This window comes from Gluconobacter oxydans, assembly GCF_006539685.1.
GTDB classification, from domain to species: Bacteria; Pseudomonadota; Alphaproteobacteria; order Acetobacterales; family Acetobacteraceae; genus Gluconobacter; species Gluconobacter oxydans.
In genome coordinates, this window is record NZ_BJNM01000007.1 from 54,550 (window position 1) to 68,961 (window position 14,412).

At 61.4% G+C, this 14,412-nt stretch carries 16 protein-coding genes; 6 read left to right on the top strand and 10 right to left on the bottom strand.

The genetic code is table 11. The features are described 5' to 3' along the window. Positions 1 to 43: 43 nt before the first annotated feature. Positions 44 to 646: a pyridoxamine 5'-phosphate oxidase gene (pdxH, locus tag GOX01_RS04705; protein WP_011253501.1), complete on the bottom strand. Its 603-nt coding sequence runs from the start codon at positions 644 to 646 to the stop codon at positions 44 to 46. Positions 647 to 776: 130 nt separating this feature from the next. Then, positions 777 to 1,199, bottom strand: coding sequence for a hypothetical protein (locus GOX01_RS04710; protein WP_011253502.1), 423 nt, complete (start codon positions 1,197 to 1,199; stop codon positions 777 to 779). Positions 1,200 to 1,465: 266 nt separating this feature from the next. Here GOX01_RS04710 and fabI point away from each other — a divergent pair, with 266 nt between their 5' ends. Together fabI and aroC are read left to right on the top strand one after the other, a co-directional pair. Further along, positions 1,466 to 2,317, top strand: a complete 852-nt coding sequence (gene fabI, locus GOX01_RS04715) for an enoyl-ACP reductase FabI (protein ID WP_011253503.1) — start codon at positions 1,466 to 1,468, stop codon at positions 2,315 to 2,317. Between the two features lies 1 nt (position 2,318). Further along, on the top strand, positions 2,319 to 3,401 hold the full coding sequence (aroC, locus tag GOX01_RS04720) for a chorismate synthase (RefSeq protein WP_011253504.1): 1,083 nt from the start codon (positions 2,319 to 2,321) through the stop codon (positions 3,399 to 3,401). Between the two features lie 26 nt (positions 3,402 to 3,427). On the opposite strand, the gene GOX01_RS04725 is transcribed toward aroC, so the two are convergent. Further along, a complete protein-coding gene (locus GOX01_RS04725; protein WP_011253505.1) occupies positions 3,428 to 3,859 on the bottom strand; it encodes an OsmC family protein in 432 nt (143 codons plus the stop codon). 460 nt (positions 3,860 to 4,319) lie between these two features. Between GOX01_RS04725 and GOX01_RS04730 the strand changes: the two genes are divergently transcribed. Continuing rightward, positions 4,320 to 6,173 (top strand): ribonucleoside-diphosphate reductase subunit alpha, encoded by a 1,854-nt coding sequence (locus GOX01_RS04730; protein ID WP_228119209.1) that lies wholly within the window; start codon positions 4,320 to 4,322, stop codon positions 6,171 to 6,173. 25 nt (positions 6,174 to 6,198) lie between these two features. Further along, the gene (locus tag GOX01_RS04735; RefSeq protein ID WP_011253507.1) at positions 6,199 to 7,218 is read left to right on the top strand and encodes a ribonucleotide-diphosphate reductase subunit beta; all 1,020 of its coding nucleotides are present in this window, start codon (positions 6,199 to 6,201) and stop codon (positions 7,216 to 7,218) included. A gap of 21 nt (positions 7,219 to 7,239) precedes the next feature. Here GOX01_RS04735 and GOX01_RS04740 read toward each other — a convergent pair whose 3' ends face one another. Then, complete coding sequence (locus GOX01_RS04740; protein ID WP_011253508.1) at positions 7,240 to 8,082, bottom strand: tRNA1(Val) (adenine(37)-N6)-methyltransferase; 843 nt, start codon at positions 8,080 to 8,082, stop codon at positions 7,240 to 7,242. A gap of 150 nt (positions 8,083 to 8,232) precedes the next feature. Here GOX01_RS04740 and GOX01_RS04745 point away from each other — a divergent pair, with 150 nt between their 5' ends. After that, positions 8,233 to 9,288: a polyprenyl synthetase family protein gene (locus GOX01_RS04745; protein ID WP_024716774.1), complete on the top strand. Its 1,056-nt coding sequence runs from the start codon at positions 8,233 to 8,235 to the stop codon at positions 9,286 to 9,288. A 45-nt stretch (positions 9,289 to 9,333) separates the two neighbouring features. Here the strand turns inward: GOX01_RS04745 and GOX01_RS04750 are convergent, their stop codons facing one another. Together GOX01_RS04750 and GOX01_RS04755 are read right to left on the bottom strand one after the other, a co-directional pair. Then, positions 9,334 to 10,116, bottom strand: coding sequence for a glutamate racemase (locus tag GOX01_RS04750; RefSeq protein WP_024716775.1), 783 nt, complete (start codon positions 10,114 to 10,116; stop codon positions 9,334 to 9,336). A gap of 62 nt (positions 10,117 to 10,178) precedes the next feature. Beyond that, positions 10,179 to 10,925, bottom strand: coding sequence for an orotate phosphoribosyltransferase (locus tag GOX01_RS04755; protein WP_062269774.1), 747 nt, complete (start codon positions 10,923 to 10,925; stop codon positions 10,179 to 10,181). Positions 10,926 to 11,132: 207 nt separating this feature from the next. On the opposite strand from GOX01_RS04755, the gene GOX01_RS04760 reads away from it, so the two are divergent. Beyond that, positions 11,133 to 11,369, top strand: a complete 237-nt coding sequence (locus GOX01_RS04760; RefSeq protein WP_024716776.1) for a hypothetical protein — start codon at positions 11,133 to 11,135, stop codon at positions 11,367 to 11,369. Positions 11,370 to 11,385: 16 nt separating this feature from the next. Here the strand turns inward: GOX01_RS04760 and GOX01_RS04765 are convergent, their stop codons facing one another. The 4 genes from GOX01_RS04765 to GOX01_RS04780 all read right to left on the bottom strand — a co-directional run bounded on the left by GOX01_RS04765 (position 11,386) and on the right by GOX01_RS04780 (position 14,314). Continuing rightward, positions 11,386 to 12,681 (bottom strand): citrate synthase, encoded by a 1,296-nt coding sequence (locus tag GOX01_RS04765; RefSeq protein ID WP_011253512.1) that lies wholly within the window; start codon positions 12,679 to 12,681, stop codon positions 11,386 to 11,388. A 91-nt stretch (positions 12,682 to 12,772) separates the two neighbouring features. Continuing rightward, a complete protein-coding gene (locus tag GOX01_RS04770; RefSeq protein WP_062269772.1) occupies positions 12,773 to 13,282 on the bottom strand; it encodes a SixA phosphatase family protein in 510 nt (169 codons plus the stop codon). Further along, the gene (locus GOX01_RS04775) at positions 13,282 to 13,617 is read right to left on the bottom strand and encodes a chorismate mutase (protein ID WP_024716777.1); all 336 of its coding nucleotides are present in this window, start codon (positions 13,615 to 13,617) and stop codon (positions 13,282 to 13,284) included. Before GOX01_RS04775 ends, GOX01_RS04770 begins: the two co-directional genes overlap by 1 nt. 10 nt (positions 13,618 to 13,627) lie before the next feature. Then, positions 13,628 to 14,314 (bottom strand): metallophosphoesterase, encoded by a 687-nt coding sequence (locus GOX01_RS04780; protein ID WP_011253515.1) that lies wholly within the window; start codon positions 14,312 to 14,314, stop codon positions 13,628 to 13,630. Positions 14,315 to 14,412 lie beyond the last annotated feature (98 nt).

Consider the following 14,412-nt stretch of genomic DNA (forward strand, 5'->3'; position numbering starts at 1 on the left):
AGGGCTCCCCGGCCAAAATCTGCAGAACGTCGTTATGATGTATTTACGGATAAAGTCGCGTGACGTTCCATCCGTTTCCGTCACGGGTCCACACGGCTCTGTCATGCAGGCGGTAGGGGCGATCCTGCCAGAATTCGATGGCTTCGGGCAGAACGCGGAAGCCCGACCAGTTGGCGGGGCGGGGGATCGGCCCGTCGCCGTATTTCTCGTCCACGGCCTTCAGGCGTTCCTCGAAGGTGCTGCGGTCATCCAGGGGGCGTGACTGGTCGGACGCAATGGCGCCAAGGCGGGACATGCGCGAGCGGCTTGCGAAATACGCATCGGCTTCGGCGGCGCTGACGGCTTCGACCGGGCCTTCGATCCGGATCTGGCGGCGAAGGGATTTCCAGTGGAACAGCAGGGCGACATGCGGGTTGGCCAGCAGTTCGCGTCCCTTGCGGCTTTCCAGATTGGTATAGAAAACGAAGCCGCGCTCATCCACGCCCTTGAGCAGGAGCATCCGGACGGAAGGTCGCCCGTCAGGCGTGGCGGTTGCCACGGCCATGGCGTTGGGATCATTCGGCTCGGATTTCTCGGCATCCGACACCCAGGCCGCAAACAGGGCGAAGGGATCGGCCTTCAGGTCAATCAGGGGGATGTCGGACATGGGACTCTCCTTGGAACTGGATTGGCGGAACAGGCCTGATGCGGCAGGAGCAACGCAGACCGGTTCGCCAGTGTGGAGATCATAACGCGGATGGCACGTTCCAGCTATCCGGCCCGCTATGGGCACAAGTTTACGCGCTCCGCTCACACCGCGCCTTGATCTGGGACAGCACGCGTCGTCGCAGCAGGCCACTGACTGGGCGGATCACGAGCCAGTAGGGCAGGAAGCGCCGCCGGACATGGGAAGTGGGACACAGAATATGTGTCTGCGTAACAAGGCGCGTCCGTCCCCGCTTCGCTGGCACTGTCATAAAGGACAGGATCAGGGTTGCAGCGGACGCATCCCTGTCACCGAGAAACTCCATGGGTGTGTCAAAACGGCGCAGGCCGTAATCCGTCCGCCAGAAAGCGCCTTTTAGCCCGTAGACCAGACTGCGATTGGTCTGGGAAAGGAGCGTGAAGTCCTGAAGCTCCAGAGGTGGCGGAGAGGGGGCATGCAGCAGGCGGGCCGGCAGTCCACGCAGGTAAAGGGTTGGGGCGGAGAAGCGGATCATCCCCCAGACGGTAGTGCGGTACGGAATTCAGAATGGTCTCGGGCCGGGCGGGGATCAGGATGGAATGGCGTTCGGAAAAATCGAACGGGTCCATGGTGGCGCGGGCGGATTTCGAACACATGGGGCGGAAATTCCTCAGCGCCGGAGTGATGCCTTAATGCCCGGTCAGAGGGCAAAAAACGGCGCAATCGTCGCAAAGTCTTGTCTGTCACGGGCGCTTGTGCAACCACGGCCCTCAATACGCCAACGCGATTCAGGAAATCACCATGTCTGAAACGGAAGACAATATCCCGGCTCCAGTGACCGGCACGCTCATGAAGGGCAAGCGCGGTGTGATCATGGGTGTTGCCAACAAGCACTCCATTGCCTGGGCCATTGCCAGCGCCTGTGCGGCACAGGGTGCGGAACTTGCTTTCACCTATCAGGGCGAGGCGCTGGGCAAGCGCGTCCGCCCGCTGGCCGAGAGCGTGGGCTCTTCGCTGGTTCTGCCCTGCGATGTGAGCAATGACGACGCCATCAATGCGACGTTCGACGAGATCGAGAAGAGCTGGGGCAAGATCGACTTCGTGCTCCATGCCATCGCTTTCGCCGACAAGCAGTATCTTCGCGGTCGCTACATCGACACGCCGCGTGATGCGTTTCTGCAGGCCATGGACATCTCCTGTTATTCCTTCGTCGCCGTTGCACGTCGTGCGTCCGCGATGATGAATCCGGGCGGATCGTTCCTCAGCATGACCTATCTCGGTGCCGAGCGCGTCATGCCGCATTACAATGTGATGGGTGTGGCCAAGGCGGCTCTCGAAGCTTCCGTGCGCTACATGGCTGCCGATCTGGGCCGCGACGATATCCGCGTGAACGGCATCTCCGCCGGTCCGATCATGACGCTGGCCGCCAACGGGATCAGCGATTTCCGCTACATCCTGCGCTGGAACCAGCTCAACGCCCCGATGGAGCGCAACGTGACCCTTAAGGATGTCGGTGGTTCGGGCATGTATCTGCTCTCCGACCTGTCCAGCGGTGTGACGGGCGAGATCCATCACGTGGATTGTGGCTACCACACGGTCGGTATGAAGAACCCGGACGCTCCGGACATCGCAGCGGTCGGTTCCGGGAACTGACATGTCGGACAACAGCTTCGGGAAGCTCTTTCGCGTCACCACCTGGGGTGAGAGTCACGGACCGGCCATCGGCTGCGTCATTGATGGCTGCCCACCCCGCCTGAAGCTGTCCGAAGAGGACATCCAGCCCTGGCTCGACCGCCGTCGTCCGGGGCAGTCCCGCTTTACCACGCAGCGCCGGGAGCCGGATCAGGTCCGGATCCTCTCAGGCGTGTTTGAAGGCCAGACGACCGGCACGCCCATTTCGCTGATGATCGAGAATACCGATCAGCGGTCGAAGGATTACGGCGATATCGCAACCCGCTATCGCCCCGGTCATGCCGATATAGCCTATGACATGAAATACGGCATCCGCGACTATCGCGGGGGCGGACGTTCTTCGGCGCGCGAGACGGCAATGCGGGTTGCGGCGGGTGCCGTAGCGCGTGTGCTGCTCAGAACGCTGGTGGGTGAGGGCGTGAAGATCCGGGCTGCCCTGACGGGAATCGGTGGCCAGACCATCGATCCGTCCCGCTGGGACTGGGACGAGGTCGAGCGTAATCCGCTGTGGTGTCCGGATGCGGAATCCGTGGGGCCGTGGGAAGCTCTTCTCGACTCCATCCGCAAAGATGGATCATCAATCGGGGCGACCGTCGAAGTTGTGGCGGAAGGTCTGCCTGCCGGACTCGGTGCGCCGGTCTATGGCAAGCTCGATGCCGATCTGGCAGGGGCCATGATGGGTATCAATGGCGTGAAGGGTGTCGAAATCGGAGACGGTTTTGCCGTAGCGGCCCTGCGCGGTGAGCAGAACGCTGATCCGATTGCACCGGGGCCGCAGTTCGCATCCAACCATGCCGGCGGCATTCTGGGCGGTATTTCGACGGGACAGCCCATTGTGGCACGTTTTGCGATCAAGCCGACCAGTTCGATCCTTACGCCTGTTCCGAGCATCACGCGCGATGGGGAGTCTGTCGAAGTGATGACGAAGGGGCGGCACGATCCCTGCATCGGTATCCGTGCCGTGCCGGTCGCTGAGGCGATGATGGCCTGTGTGCTGGCCGATCACCTGCTGCGCGATCATGCGCAGTGTGGCTGGGGGCGCTAGGCCCCAGCCTTTCGGTATCGGGCGCTTCAGCCTTCGAACGTGGCGTCCAGGGTGATCTTGGCCTTGATGACCTGCGACAGCGGGCAGCCTTCCTTGGCCTTGTTGGCAATTTCCAGAAACTGCGCTTCCGATGCGCCGGGAACCTTGCCGCGCAGGGTCAGGTGAGACTGCGTGATGGCAAAGCCTTCGCCAGACTTGTCCAGAGACACCGTGGCTTTCGTTTCCAGGGATTCGGCCTTGAAACCAGCCTGCTCGAGCATCATGGACAGCGCCATGGTGAAACAGCCGGCATGGGCCGCGCCGAGCAGCTCTTCGGGGTTCGTGCCGGGCTTGTCTTCGAAACGGGTGTTGAAGCCGTAGGGCTGGTTCTGCAGGGCCCCGCTCTGCGTGGAAATCGTGCCTTTGCCGTCCTTGAGGCCGCCGGTCCAGTGGGCTGATGCTGTCTTCTTGATGGTCATGATGGGCTCTTCCATGTTGTGGGCTCGCCCGTTTAAACGTGACATGTCATGGATCGTTTCCCGCGTCGGTGTTCACGAAATTTCCCGATCCTGTGACCGCCATCACACACTGAGAAAAATGTTCTTGGGGGTGTTTTTGGGATAACCGCGGCTAAGGGCAGTTTTCTGCGATCGCCACTATATCTAGGGCTATTAACTCTTTCGAAGGCTATATGTAGGAATGTGCTAATTCATAGCTTCTCAGAATTTGCAAGCAAACTTCACGCTTGCTCACTGCCCTCTTTAGAGGGCAGTGAGCAAGCGTAATCAGAAGAATTAATACGACCGGAGACAGCGAATGACCCTTCATGACGTGACGACGGACCTGTCCGACAAAGCCGATCGCGCCCATGACGTGCGTCCGCCGCTCGATCATCCCATCGGTGAAGCGCCGCTACCGGGCGATTCCGATTCTGCAGACATGTTCGACGATGTCGTGCAGCTTCCTGGCCATCATGCCGTGCGGGTGGACCGTTCGCGCGACTCCCTGCTGACGGATTTCGGCAAGGCGACGCTGAACAACCGCTATTTGCTTCCGGGCGAGGACTATCAGGCGCTTTTTGCGCGTGTAGCCTCCTATTACGGCGCAGATGCGGGCCATGCGCAGCGGATCTATGACTACATTTCCCGCCACTGGTTCATGCCGGCCACGCCTGTACTGTCCAATGGTGGCACTGAGCGCGGCCTTCCGATTTCCTGCTTCCTGAACGAGGCCGAGGACAGCCTCTCGGGAATCGTGGGGCTGTGGAACGAGAACGTGTGGCTCGCGTCCAAGGGTGGCGGCATCGGGTCTTACTGGGGCAATCTGCGCTCCATCGGCGAGAATATCGGCCGCAACGGCAAGACGTCGGGCGTCATCCCGTTCATCCGCGTCATGGACAGCCTGACGCTGGCGATTTCGCAGGGTTCGCTCCGTCGTGGTTCGGCTGCGGTGTATCTGCCGGTCTGGCATCCGGAAGTGGAAGAATTCGTCGAGATGCGCCGCCCAACGGGTGGTGATCCGAACCGCAAGGCACTCAACCTGCATCACGGCGTGCTCGTGACAGACGCGTTCATGCGCGCGGTTGAGAATGATGAGGAATGGGCGCTGCTGTCTCCGAAGGATCACAGCACGATCCGCAAGGTTTCGGCGCGTGGTCTGTGGATCCGGATCCTGACGGCGCGGATGGAGCAGGGCGAGCCCTACATCATCTATTCCGATCATGTGAACCGCGCCCGTCCTGAGCATCACAAGCTGGCCGGGCTGGAAGTGAAGACCTCCAATCTCTGCGCCGAGATCACGCTGCCGACCGGCATTGACCATCACGGCAAGAACCGCACGGCCGTCTGCTGCCTGTCCTCGCTCAATCTCGAGACCTGGGACGAGTGGAAGGATGATCCGCAGTTCATCGAGGACGTGATGCTGTTCCTCGACAACGTGCTGCAGGACTTCATCGACCGCGCGCCGGACGATATGGCGCGGGCGAAATACGCCGCTGCGCGTGAGCGTTCGGTCGGTCTGGGCGTGATGGGATTCCATTCCTTCCTGCAGGCCCGGATGATTCCGTTCGAGTCCGTGATGGCGAAGGTCTGGAACCGGAAGATTTTCGAACACATCCGCAAGCAGGCCGATGCGGCATCGAAGCATCTGGCGGAAGTGCGCGGTCCGTGCCCCGATGCTGCCGAATACGGCTTCATGGAGCGTTTCTCACACAAGCTCGCTATTGCGCCGACGGCCTCGATTTCCATCATCACGGGCAATGCCAGCCCGGGCATTGAGCCGATCAGCGCGAATGTGTTCCTGCAGAAGACGCTTTCGGGCTCGTTCTCGGTCCGCAACCGCCATCTGAAGAAAATTCTGGAAGAACGCGGCTATGACACGGACGAAGTCTGGTCGGCGATCACGCTGAACAAGGGCTCCGTGCAGAACCTCGACTTCCTGACGCAGGACGAGAAGGACGTGTTCAAGACGGCGTTCGAACTCGACCAGCGCTGGGTTGTGGAACACGCTGCCGACCGTGCGCCGTTCATCTGTCAGGCGCAGTCGGTGAACCTGTTCCTGCCGGCCGACGTTCACAAGCGCGACCTGCATCAGATCCATTTCCAGGCGTGGAAGAAGGGCCTGAAGTCCCTGTACTACTGCCGCTCTCTGTCCGTGCAGCGCGCGGATGCCGTGTCCAACCTCGCGGTGAAGAGCGACATTCTGGAAGACGAAAAATACGAAGCCACGGCTCAGGCCGCCCCGCGCGGCGAGATGAGCAGCGGCGATTACGAAGAGTGCCTGTCCTGCCAGTAATGGCGGGATGTGAAAGGACGCGATCATGAGCGACACGACCCCGACAACCGATCATCAGGGCGAGCAGCATTTCGACCTGATGACCGCCAACCCGGTCTACAAGCCCTTCCGCTACCCCTGGGCCTATGACGCCTGGCTGACCCAGCAGCGCGTCCACTGGCTGCCGGAAGAAGTGCCGCTGGCCGATGATGTGAAGGACTGGCACCGCACGCTGACGGAAGCCGAGCGTCATCTCGTGACGCAGATCTTCCGCTTCTTCACGCAGTCGGACGTGGAAGTGAACTCCGCGTACATGAAGTATTACAGCCAGGTCTTTAAACCGACTGAAGTGCTGATGATGCTGTCCGCGTTCTCGAATATCGAGACGATCCACATCGCTGCGTATTCCCATCTTCTTGATACCATCGGGATGCCCGAGACCGAGTATTCGGCCTTCCTGAAATACAAGGAGATGAAGGACAAATACGATTTCATGCAGTCGTTCAACATCGACAACAAGCGTGAAATCGCCAAGACCATGGCGGCCTTCGGGGCGTTCATGGAAGGGCTTCAGCTTTTCGCGTCCTTCGCGATTCTGCTGAACTTCCCGCGCTTCAACAAGCTCAAGGGCATGGGGCAGATCGTGTCCTGGTCGGTGCGTGACGAGACGCTGCACTGCCTGTCCATGATCCGCCTGTTCCGCACCTTCGTCCGCGAAAACAGCGAAATCTGGACGCCGGAGTTCCGCGAAGAACTGACGCAGATCTGCCGCACCACGGTCGAGCATGAGGACGCGTTCATCGATCTGTGCTTCGAGATGGGCCCGGTCGAGGGTATGTCCTCCGAGGACGTGAAGCGTTACATCCGCTTCATTGCCGATCGTCGCCTGACGCAGCTGGGCCTAGATCCGGTTTATGGACAGGAAAGCAATCCGCTGCCGTGGATCGACGACATGCTGAACGCGGTCGAGCACGCAAATTTCTTCGAGAACCGCTCGACGGAATATTCCCGTGCATCCACGTCCGGCACCTGGGAAGAAGCGTTCGAAGGCAACGTTTTCAGCTAAGACCCTTCGTATGGAGAAGCCCTAGCCTTCGGGCAGGGCTTCTCCGTCACGCAGGACGCGCTCGGCCGCCGCGGTAAAGCGGCCATCTGCCTCATGCAGGACCAGCCCGGCCCGCAGCCGGAAAATCCCGCGGCCTCCATGTACCGCGCGGACCAGAACCAGCTTCGCTCCACGCCCCTGACGGGGCCAGAAGGGATAGAACTGGATCGAACCACATCCATTTTCCAGCAATGTCTGACAGGCCCGGTCCGCGACGGCGGTGGACAGGACAAAGGTCAGTGTTCCACCCGGAAGCACCCATTTCGTCAGGGCTCCAATCCATTCTTCCGGAGCAGTTGTCTCTGCACTCAGGGCAAGTCGTCGTCTGGTATCGGGCGAGGGCGTTCCATGCGGGCTGTGCCATGGCGGATTGGCCATGACATGATGAAAACGGCCGTTTGCGGTTGGCGTGAAGGCGCGCAGGGTTCGGGGAATGTCGGGCAACTGGGCCTGAAGGATCTGGAGCTTTGGGAGGCCGGTTGGACCGGAATTGTTCCAGATGTTCCATTCAGCCAGTTTGATGGTTTCGGGATCGGCTTCCAGTCCGACTCCATGCACGCCCGGAATGCGGGCTGAAAGACACAGAAGTGCGGCACCGGCGCCACAGCCGGCTTCCAGGACCGTTTCGCCCGCTCTCGCTGGAATAGAGGCAGCCATCAGGACTGGCTCAAGCCCGGTCCGGTAGCCCTTGCTGAACTGGTCATAGCGGACCCGTCCCCCCAGTAGGGAGCCTTCCTCCCGTGCGGGGCAAAGCGTGACAAATGAGCCATCGGGGAGGGGCTTCGGGGGCTGCAATGGGTTGACCGTCTTCCTGCTGCCGCTCATATGGTCTTTCCAACCTGTCGTCCGGCGTTACATGGCCCGTTCGTTCTTCCCGCGACAGGAAAGAGAGAGGCGGGCCACGCCACATCATATCGTGCCCGTGCGGTCCTGGGCCAGTCTCCGGGCCCGTCGCGGGAACTGGAGTAATGACCCTTGGATTCTGCCGCACCGGACGTTTCTGCGACCGTTGAGAAAGCTGTGGTCAGGGATGCAGGGGGCGAGAGCGCCCTTTCCGCTCTGTCCGCCTACCTGGAACAGGACATGCAGGCCTGCAACCGCGCCATCATCGCGCGGATGGAGAGCCCGGTCCCGCTCATTCCACAGCTTGGCGCCCATCTTGTCGCGGCTGGCGGCAAGCGTCTGCGACCCCTGCTGACACTCGCCTCCTCCCGTCTGTGCGGCTACAAGTCGACTCCTGAAAACCAGCGTCATGTCGGCCTCGCCGCCTGTGTGGAGTTCATCCATACCGCTACGCTGCTTCACGATGACGTGGTCGATGAGAGCAACCTGCGCCGTGGTCTGGCATCTGCCAACGCCGTGTTTGGCAACAAGGCCTCCGTCCTGGTCGGCGACTTCCTGTTTGCGCGGTCGTTCCAGCTGATGACGGCGGACGGGTCGCTCAAGGTCATGGCGATCCTGTCCGATGCGTCGGCAACCATTGCCGAAGGCGAAGTCCTGCAGATGGTGACGCAGAACGACCTGTCTACGCCGGTCGACCGCTATCTCGAAGTCATTCACGGCAAGACGGCCGCCCTGTTTGCGGCGGCCTGCCGCGTGGGCGCAGTGGTCGCGGATCGTCCGGAAGCGGAAGAGCTTGCGCTGGACCGTTTCGGAACCAATCTGGGTATGGCGTTCCAGCTTGTCGATGATGCTCTGGATTACGCAGCCGACCAGCAGATCCTCGGCAAGACGGTCGGTGACGACATGCGCGAAGGCAAGATCACGCTGCCGGTTCTGGCCGCCTATGAAGCCGGATCTGCGGAAGACCGGGCATTCTGGGAGCGTGTGATCGAGAAGGGTGAGCAGACGGAAGCCGATCTGCCCCACGCTCTGGCCCTGATCGAGAAGACCGGCGCCATTGCAACGACGATCGCCCGCGCGCAGGCCTATGCCGCCGAGGCTGTGGATGCGCTGTCGATTTTCCCGGATAGTGAACTGCGTCGCCTTATGACGGAGACGGTCCAGTATACCGTCGATCGCGCCCGCTAAGGAGTTTTGAAACGCCCTGTTCCTGAGTGGACAGGGCGTTTTCTTTCAGGCTTCCGCCATGCCTGGTGCGGGAGCCGCGAACATATCCCATTGCGAAAAACCGAGTCTTTGCGCTGCAGTTTCCAGTCTTGCGATGTCCTGTGGTGCGCAGGTCATCAGAAGCCTGCCGGGGCGGGATGGGGCTGAGGAGCAGGGTGCGTCCTGAAGGACAGTCCGGACCTGCCGTGCGACGGCGGGGGCGGGGTCCAGCCATGTGATGCCGGGAGGAGACAGGCGCTCGAAAGCATCCATCAGGAATGTGTAATGCGTGCAGCCCAAGCCCACAGTGTCGATCTCGCCGCCATGGGGCTGACTGAAGAGGCAGGTCAGTTCGTATTGTACGTCTGAATCTGCGATGGGTTCACCCAGAAAGGCGCGCTCTGCCAGGTCCGCCAATCGGCGTGCACCATGGGTGATCAGACGGCAGTCGGGTGCAAAATCGCGATGAAGCTGGAGGATGTAAGGGCGTCGCGCCGTGGCTGACGTCGATAGCAGACCGATGACCCGGCTCTCGGAAACACGCCCGGCCCAGCGGATCGGTGGTACGCAGCCGACTACGGGAATGTTCAGGCGCTGCCGCAGGGCAGGGAGAGCAATCGTGCTGGCGGTGTTGCAGGCGATGACCAGAACGTCGGGCTGAAGACGCTCGCAGGCGGCAACCAGAAGACTGACGATCCGCGAGGTCAGCAGATCGTCAGGCTGTTCGCCATACGGGAACAGCGCCGTATCGGCGAGATAATCGATATGCAGGGCGGGGAGGAGATCGCGCAGGGCCTGCACGACCCCCATCCCGCCAATGCCCGAGTCAAAAACCAGACTCCGGCCGACTGGCACGGATGCGCCAGTGTCCATCAGGCTTCGGCTTTGGCCTTGAGAGCCAGCGCCTCTTCCGCGCTGCTCACGCCGCCATGCTTCCTGGACCAGCCGCACGGGTCTTCCAGGAAGCGGCGGACTTCGGCGCTGTCCTTTTCGGAGAAGTAGTCACCGCCGGCACAGGCTTCCAGAACGTCCCACCAGGTGCAGAGCGAATGCAGCGAGATGTCCATATCCGCCAGCGTTTTGTGGGCGCCCGGGAACACGCCATAGAAGAACACGACGAAGGTGTGGTTCACGATGGCGCCTGCGTCACGCAGGGCATTGGCGAATCGGATCTTGGATGCGCCGTCCGTCGTCAGGTCCTCGACCAGCAGGGTGCGCATGCCTTCGGGCACATCACCTTCGATCTGCGCGTTACGGCCGAAACCCTTCGGCTTTTTGCGCACATAGGCCATCGGCGTCATCATTCGGTCCGCAATCCAGGCGGCGAACGGAATGCCGGCAGTCTCGCCACCCACGACGGCGTCGATGCTTTCATAGCCGATATGACGGCCGATCTTCTCGACGGCCAGTTCCATGATCTTCCCGCGGGCCCGCGGGAAGAAAATGATCTTGCGGCAGTCGATATAGACCGGGGACTTCCAGCCGGACGTCAGGGTGTAGGGCTCTTCCGGGCGGAAGTTGATGGCCTTGATCTCAAGCAGGATACGGGCCGTGGTGAGGGCCGCGTCACGCTCCCACTGGGTGCGGCCCGCCATCGGGCTTTCGGCGAACTGGGTCATGCTTGTCTCCGCTGACGTCGTTTTCTCGTGGTTTACCGGGCTGTTGCCGGGAAGGGTAGGGGCAATATGTTCCGCTTCCGGGCTGTGTGAACTTTATCTGCTGCCTGTCAGTGTTACCGGTCCCATCGATCTTCGTGCTTGCATGGGAGCGTCGGGAGTTCTAGGGAGAGATATCGATATTCATTCTCATTTACGGCAGGAACAGAAGTGAGCATAGAGACCAGTCGGATCGGCCGGAAATGCGAACGCGCTGTTGTGACGGCCTATCAGGAACTGCGTGAAGTCGGCCAGCCGGACATGCAGGCCTTCGCGGCCTGCACGACGCTGTATCGCATCCACCATCCCGAATCTTCCGTGAAGGAAGCACGCCGCCTCGTGGCCGAATGGATCGACCATCACGTCGTCCGTCAGGCCCGCGGCCAGACTCCGGGTTGCGACTGCTGAACGCCGCGGAGGCGCTTCAGCGCCTCTCGCTCATGGGGACAAAATTCCGTTCTGCCGCACCGATATAGAGCTGCCTCGGGCGGCTGATGCGAACGGACGGTTCCTCGATCATTTCCTTCCACTGACTGACCCATCCGACTGTCCGCGCGACTGCGAACAGCACCGTGAACATGCTCTTGGGAATCCCGAGAGCCTTGAGGATCAGTCCGGAATAGAAATCCACATTCGGATAGAGGCGGCGGCTGACGAAATAATCGTCCTCGGTCGCCACGCGCTCCAGTTCCATCGCCAGATCCAGCAGCGGGTCGCGCTTGAGCCCGAGTTCCTCGATGACTTCGTGACAGGTCGCCTGAAGGATCTTCGCGCGCGGATCGAAGTTCTTGTAGACGCGATGGCCAAAGCCCATCAGGCGCACGCCGGAATTACGGTTCTTGACCTCATTGAGGAAGGCCGGAATGCCATCGCGGGTACCGATGGTTTCCAGCATGCCGAGCGCGGCCTCGTTGGCGCCACCATGCGCAGGCCCCCACAGGGCGGCAATGCCAGCCGCGATGCAGGCATAGGGGTTCGCGCCGGTCGACCCCACGAGACGGACAGTCGTCGTGGAGGCGTTCTGCTCGTGATCGGCATGCAGCAGCAGGATGCGGTCCATCGCGCGGGCCAGCACGGGATTGACCCGGTAATGGTTGCCCGGCCGGGCGAACAGCATGTGCAGGAAGTTCTCGGAGAACGACATCTCTTCATCGGGATAGATGAAGGGCTCGCCGATGGAATATTTATAGGCCCAGGCTGCGATGGTCGGGACCTTGGCGATCAGCCGGCGGGCCGAGAGATCGCGGGCTTTTGGCTCCGAAATGTCCAGCCCGTCATGATAGAAGGCCGAAAGCGCGCCAACCGTTCCGCATAGGATCGCCATGGGATGCGCATCGCGGCGGAAGCCGTTGAAGAAGTTCCGGATCTGCTCGTTCAGCAGCCGGTGAGTGTTCATGTCCGTGCGGAACGCCTGATACTGCGCGGCGGTTGGCAGTTCGCCATAAAGCAGCAGATAGGCCGTCTCGGTGAAGCTGGCGTTGAGGGCCAGGTCTTCGATCGGATAGCCACGATGCAGCAGGACGCCCTTGTCGCCGTCAATATAGCTGATGGCGCTGGTGCAGGTTGCTGTGCTGCCCAGCCCGGGATCAAAGGAAAAGACACCCGTTTTCTGGGACAGGGCGCGCATGTCCACGACGTCCGGACCAATCGTCCCTTCCAGAACTGGAAACTGACGGCTGAGGCCATCGAGACCAAAGGTTGCGGAACGGTTTTCGGACATGGAGTTGATAACCCGCCTGAAATGTAAGGATGTTGTTCTGTTTTATCTCTGAAAGGTTTTTTATGTCCAGAGAAGCCCTCTGGACGCTCTTTCAGGGCTGGAGGAGCGTAAGAGGCTGGATCGTGGACGGGCGGACATCCAGCCATTGTCCCGGAACGCCCAGAACCGTCAGGCCTGCCAGCGGATAAGACCGGTAGAGTGTGGAAAATCGGGCGCTTTGAAGGGCGGAACCGAGAAGCTCGCAGGCAAAGTCGCCGATGGTCGGGTTATGGCCGACGATCAGCAGGGTCCCGACGGTTTCGGGCGTGGCATGAATGAGGCCATAAAGATCGTCAGCCGTCGCGGAATACAGGCTGTCTTCGATTTCAAGCGAGGCGGCCGTGTCAGAAGCGGCAAGAACACCCTGCGCAGTCTGTTGGGTGCGGATGGCGGGGCTGCACAGGATCCGGATGGGGGAAGGCAGGTCCAGCGTGGCGAGCTGTCTGCCGATGCTGGCGGCCTGTTCCTGTCCCTTCGGAGTCAACGCACGGGCGCGGTCGCCCTGCTCGGTCAGGACGTGGGGGGCGGCCTCGGCGTGGCGCAGAAGCAGGAGGCGGCGCATCAGCCTTCCGAGGCCCGGCGGGCGTCTGCGGCGATGGCTTCGTGATGTCGGATGACCTCACGGATGACGAAGGCCAGGAATTTCTCGGCGAAATCAGGATCCAGATGGGCATCGCGGGCAAGCTGGCGCAGGCGTTCGATCTGGCGCGTCTCCCGGGACGGGTCGGCCGGTGGGAGATGGGCGCGGGCCTTTAGCTTTCCGACTTCCTGCGTGCAGCGGAAGCGTTCTGCCAGCATGTGGATCAGGGCGGCATCGATGTTGTCGATGCTCGCGCGCAGGCGTTCGAGTTCGGCCAAGGCAGGGTCGGAGCCAGCCGGCTTGGAGGTGTGAGGCATGTTGGAGGGCTCAGGGCTCATTCAAATCGATCCATGCAAGATGGCCGCCTTTTCCGGCACCGAGATCGGTAAAGACGGCCGTGCCCCCCAGACGTCCCGTCCGGCGCCAGGGGCGTCCGTCAGTCGAGCGGCGGTCATGGCCGACATAGACCGTCATCCCTTCGGGGATGCGGTTGATCCAGGTCAGGCGGCGTTCGGGATAACCATCCGGCTGCATGCGGCCGGTGGTTTCACCAAAAAGGGCGCGGGACAGCGGCGCGGACATTTCGCCCAGACCCGGCACCGGGGAATGGGAGAGCATGGCTGTATGAAATCCGCCATGCACGAACAGGGAGCGGCCGATCCGCAGCCATGTCGGTGCCTGATCGATGGCTCTGTAGGCGCGTTCGGGAAGCCCCTCATATTCCGGCAGCGAAATCTGGCGCAGCGTTTCCTCAAGCGGCGGATCGCGCCTCAGGCGCCGGCCTTCGAGGGCGCGGCCCAGCTTGCGGTCATGGTTGCCGAGAATGAACAGCCCACGCTGCTGCTCCAGAAGTTCGAGCATCAGCTCCATCACGCCGGCGCTGTCGGGGCCGTGATCGACGAGGTCTCCGAGCTGGATGACAAAGCGGTCGGTTGCGGTGGCATGACGGAAAGCGTTGAAATCACCATGCACGTCTCCCACCACGCGGATGCCGTGTTCACGGATTCGCGTCATGATGGGGTCGGGAAGGGGTGGATCAACGAAGATGGCGCGTGCTTTCCGGTTTTCCTTCTATCAAAGGGCCAGAACGGTCCAACGTCAATTTATCTGTT

Bases quoted from the DNA above. Each gene is read 5' to 3' on its own strand.
- pdxH (WP_011253501.1), bottom strand. From the start codon at position 646: ATGTCCGACATCCCCCTGATTGACCTGAAGGCCGATCCCTTCGCCCTG.
- GOX01_RS04710 (WP_011253502.1), bottom strand. From the start codon at position 1,199: ATGATCCGCTTCTCCGCCCCAACCCTTTACCTGCGTGGACTGCCGGCC.
- fabI (WP_011253503.1), top strand. From the start codon at position 1,466: ATGTCTGAAACGGAAGACAATATCCCGGCTCCAGTGACCGGCACGCTC.
- aroC (WP_011253504.1), top strand. From the start codon at position 2,319: ATGTCGGACAACAGCTTCGGGAAGCTCTTTCGCGTCACCACCTGGGGT.
- GOX01_RS04725 (WP_011253505.1), bottom strand. From the start codon at position 3,859: ATGACCATCAAGAAGACAGCATCAGCCCACTGGACCGGCGGCCTCAAG.
- GOX01_RS04730 (WP_228119209.1), top strand. From the start codon at position 4,320: ATGTTCGACGATGTCGTGCAGCTTCCTGGCCATCATGCCGTGCGGGTG.
- GOX01_RS04735 (WP_011253507.1), top strand. From the start codon at position 6,199: ATGAGCGACACGACCCCGACAACCGATCATCAGGGCGAGCAGCATTTC.
- GOX01_RS04740 (WP_011253508.1), bottom strand. From the start codon at position 8,082: ATGAGCGGCAGCAGGAAGACGGTCAACCCATTGCAGCCCCCGAAGCCC.
- GOX01_RS04750 (WP_024716775.1), bottom strand. From the start codon at position 10,116: ATGGGGGTCGTGCAGGCCCTGCGCGATCTCCTCCCCGCCCTGCATATC.
- GOX01_RS04755 (WP_062269774.1), bottom strand. From the start codon at position 10,925: ATGACCCAGTTCGCCGAAAGCCCGATGGCGGGCCGCACCCAGTGGGAG.
- GOX01_RS04765 (WP_011253512.1), bottom strand. From the start codon at position 12,681: ATGTCCGAAAACCGTTCCGCAACCTTTGGTCTCGATGGCCTCAGCCGT.
- GOX01_RS04770 (WP_062269772.1), bottom strand. From the start codon at position 13,282: ATGCGCCGCCTCCTGCTTCTGCGCCACGCCGAGGCCGCCCCCCACGTC.
- GOX01_RS04775 (WP_024716777.1), bottom strand. From the start codon at position 13,617: ATGCCTCACACCTCCAAGCCGGCTGGCTCCGACCCTGCCTTGGCCGAA.
- GOX01_RS04780 (WP_011253515.1), bottom strand. From the start codon at position 14,314: ATGACGCGAATCCGTGAACACGGCATCCGCGTGGTGGGAGACGTGCAT.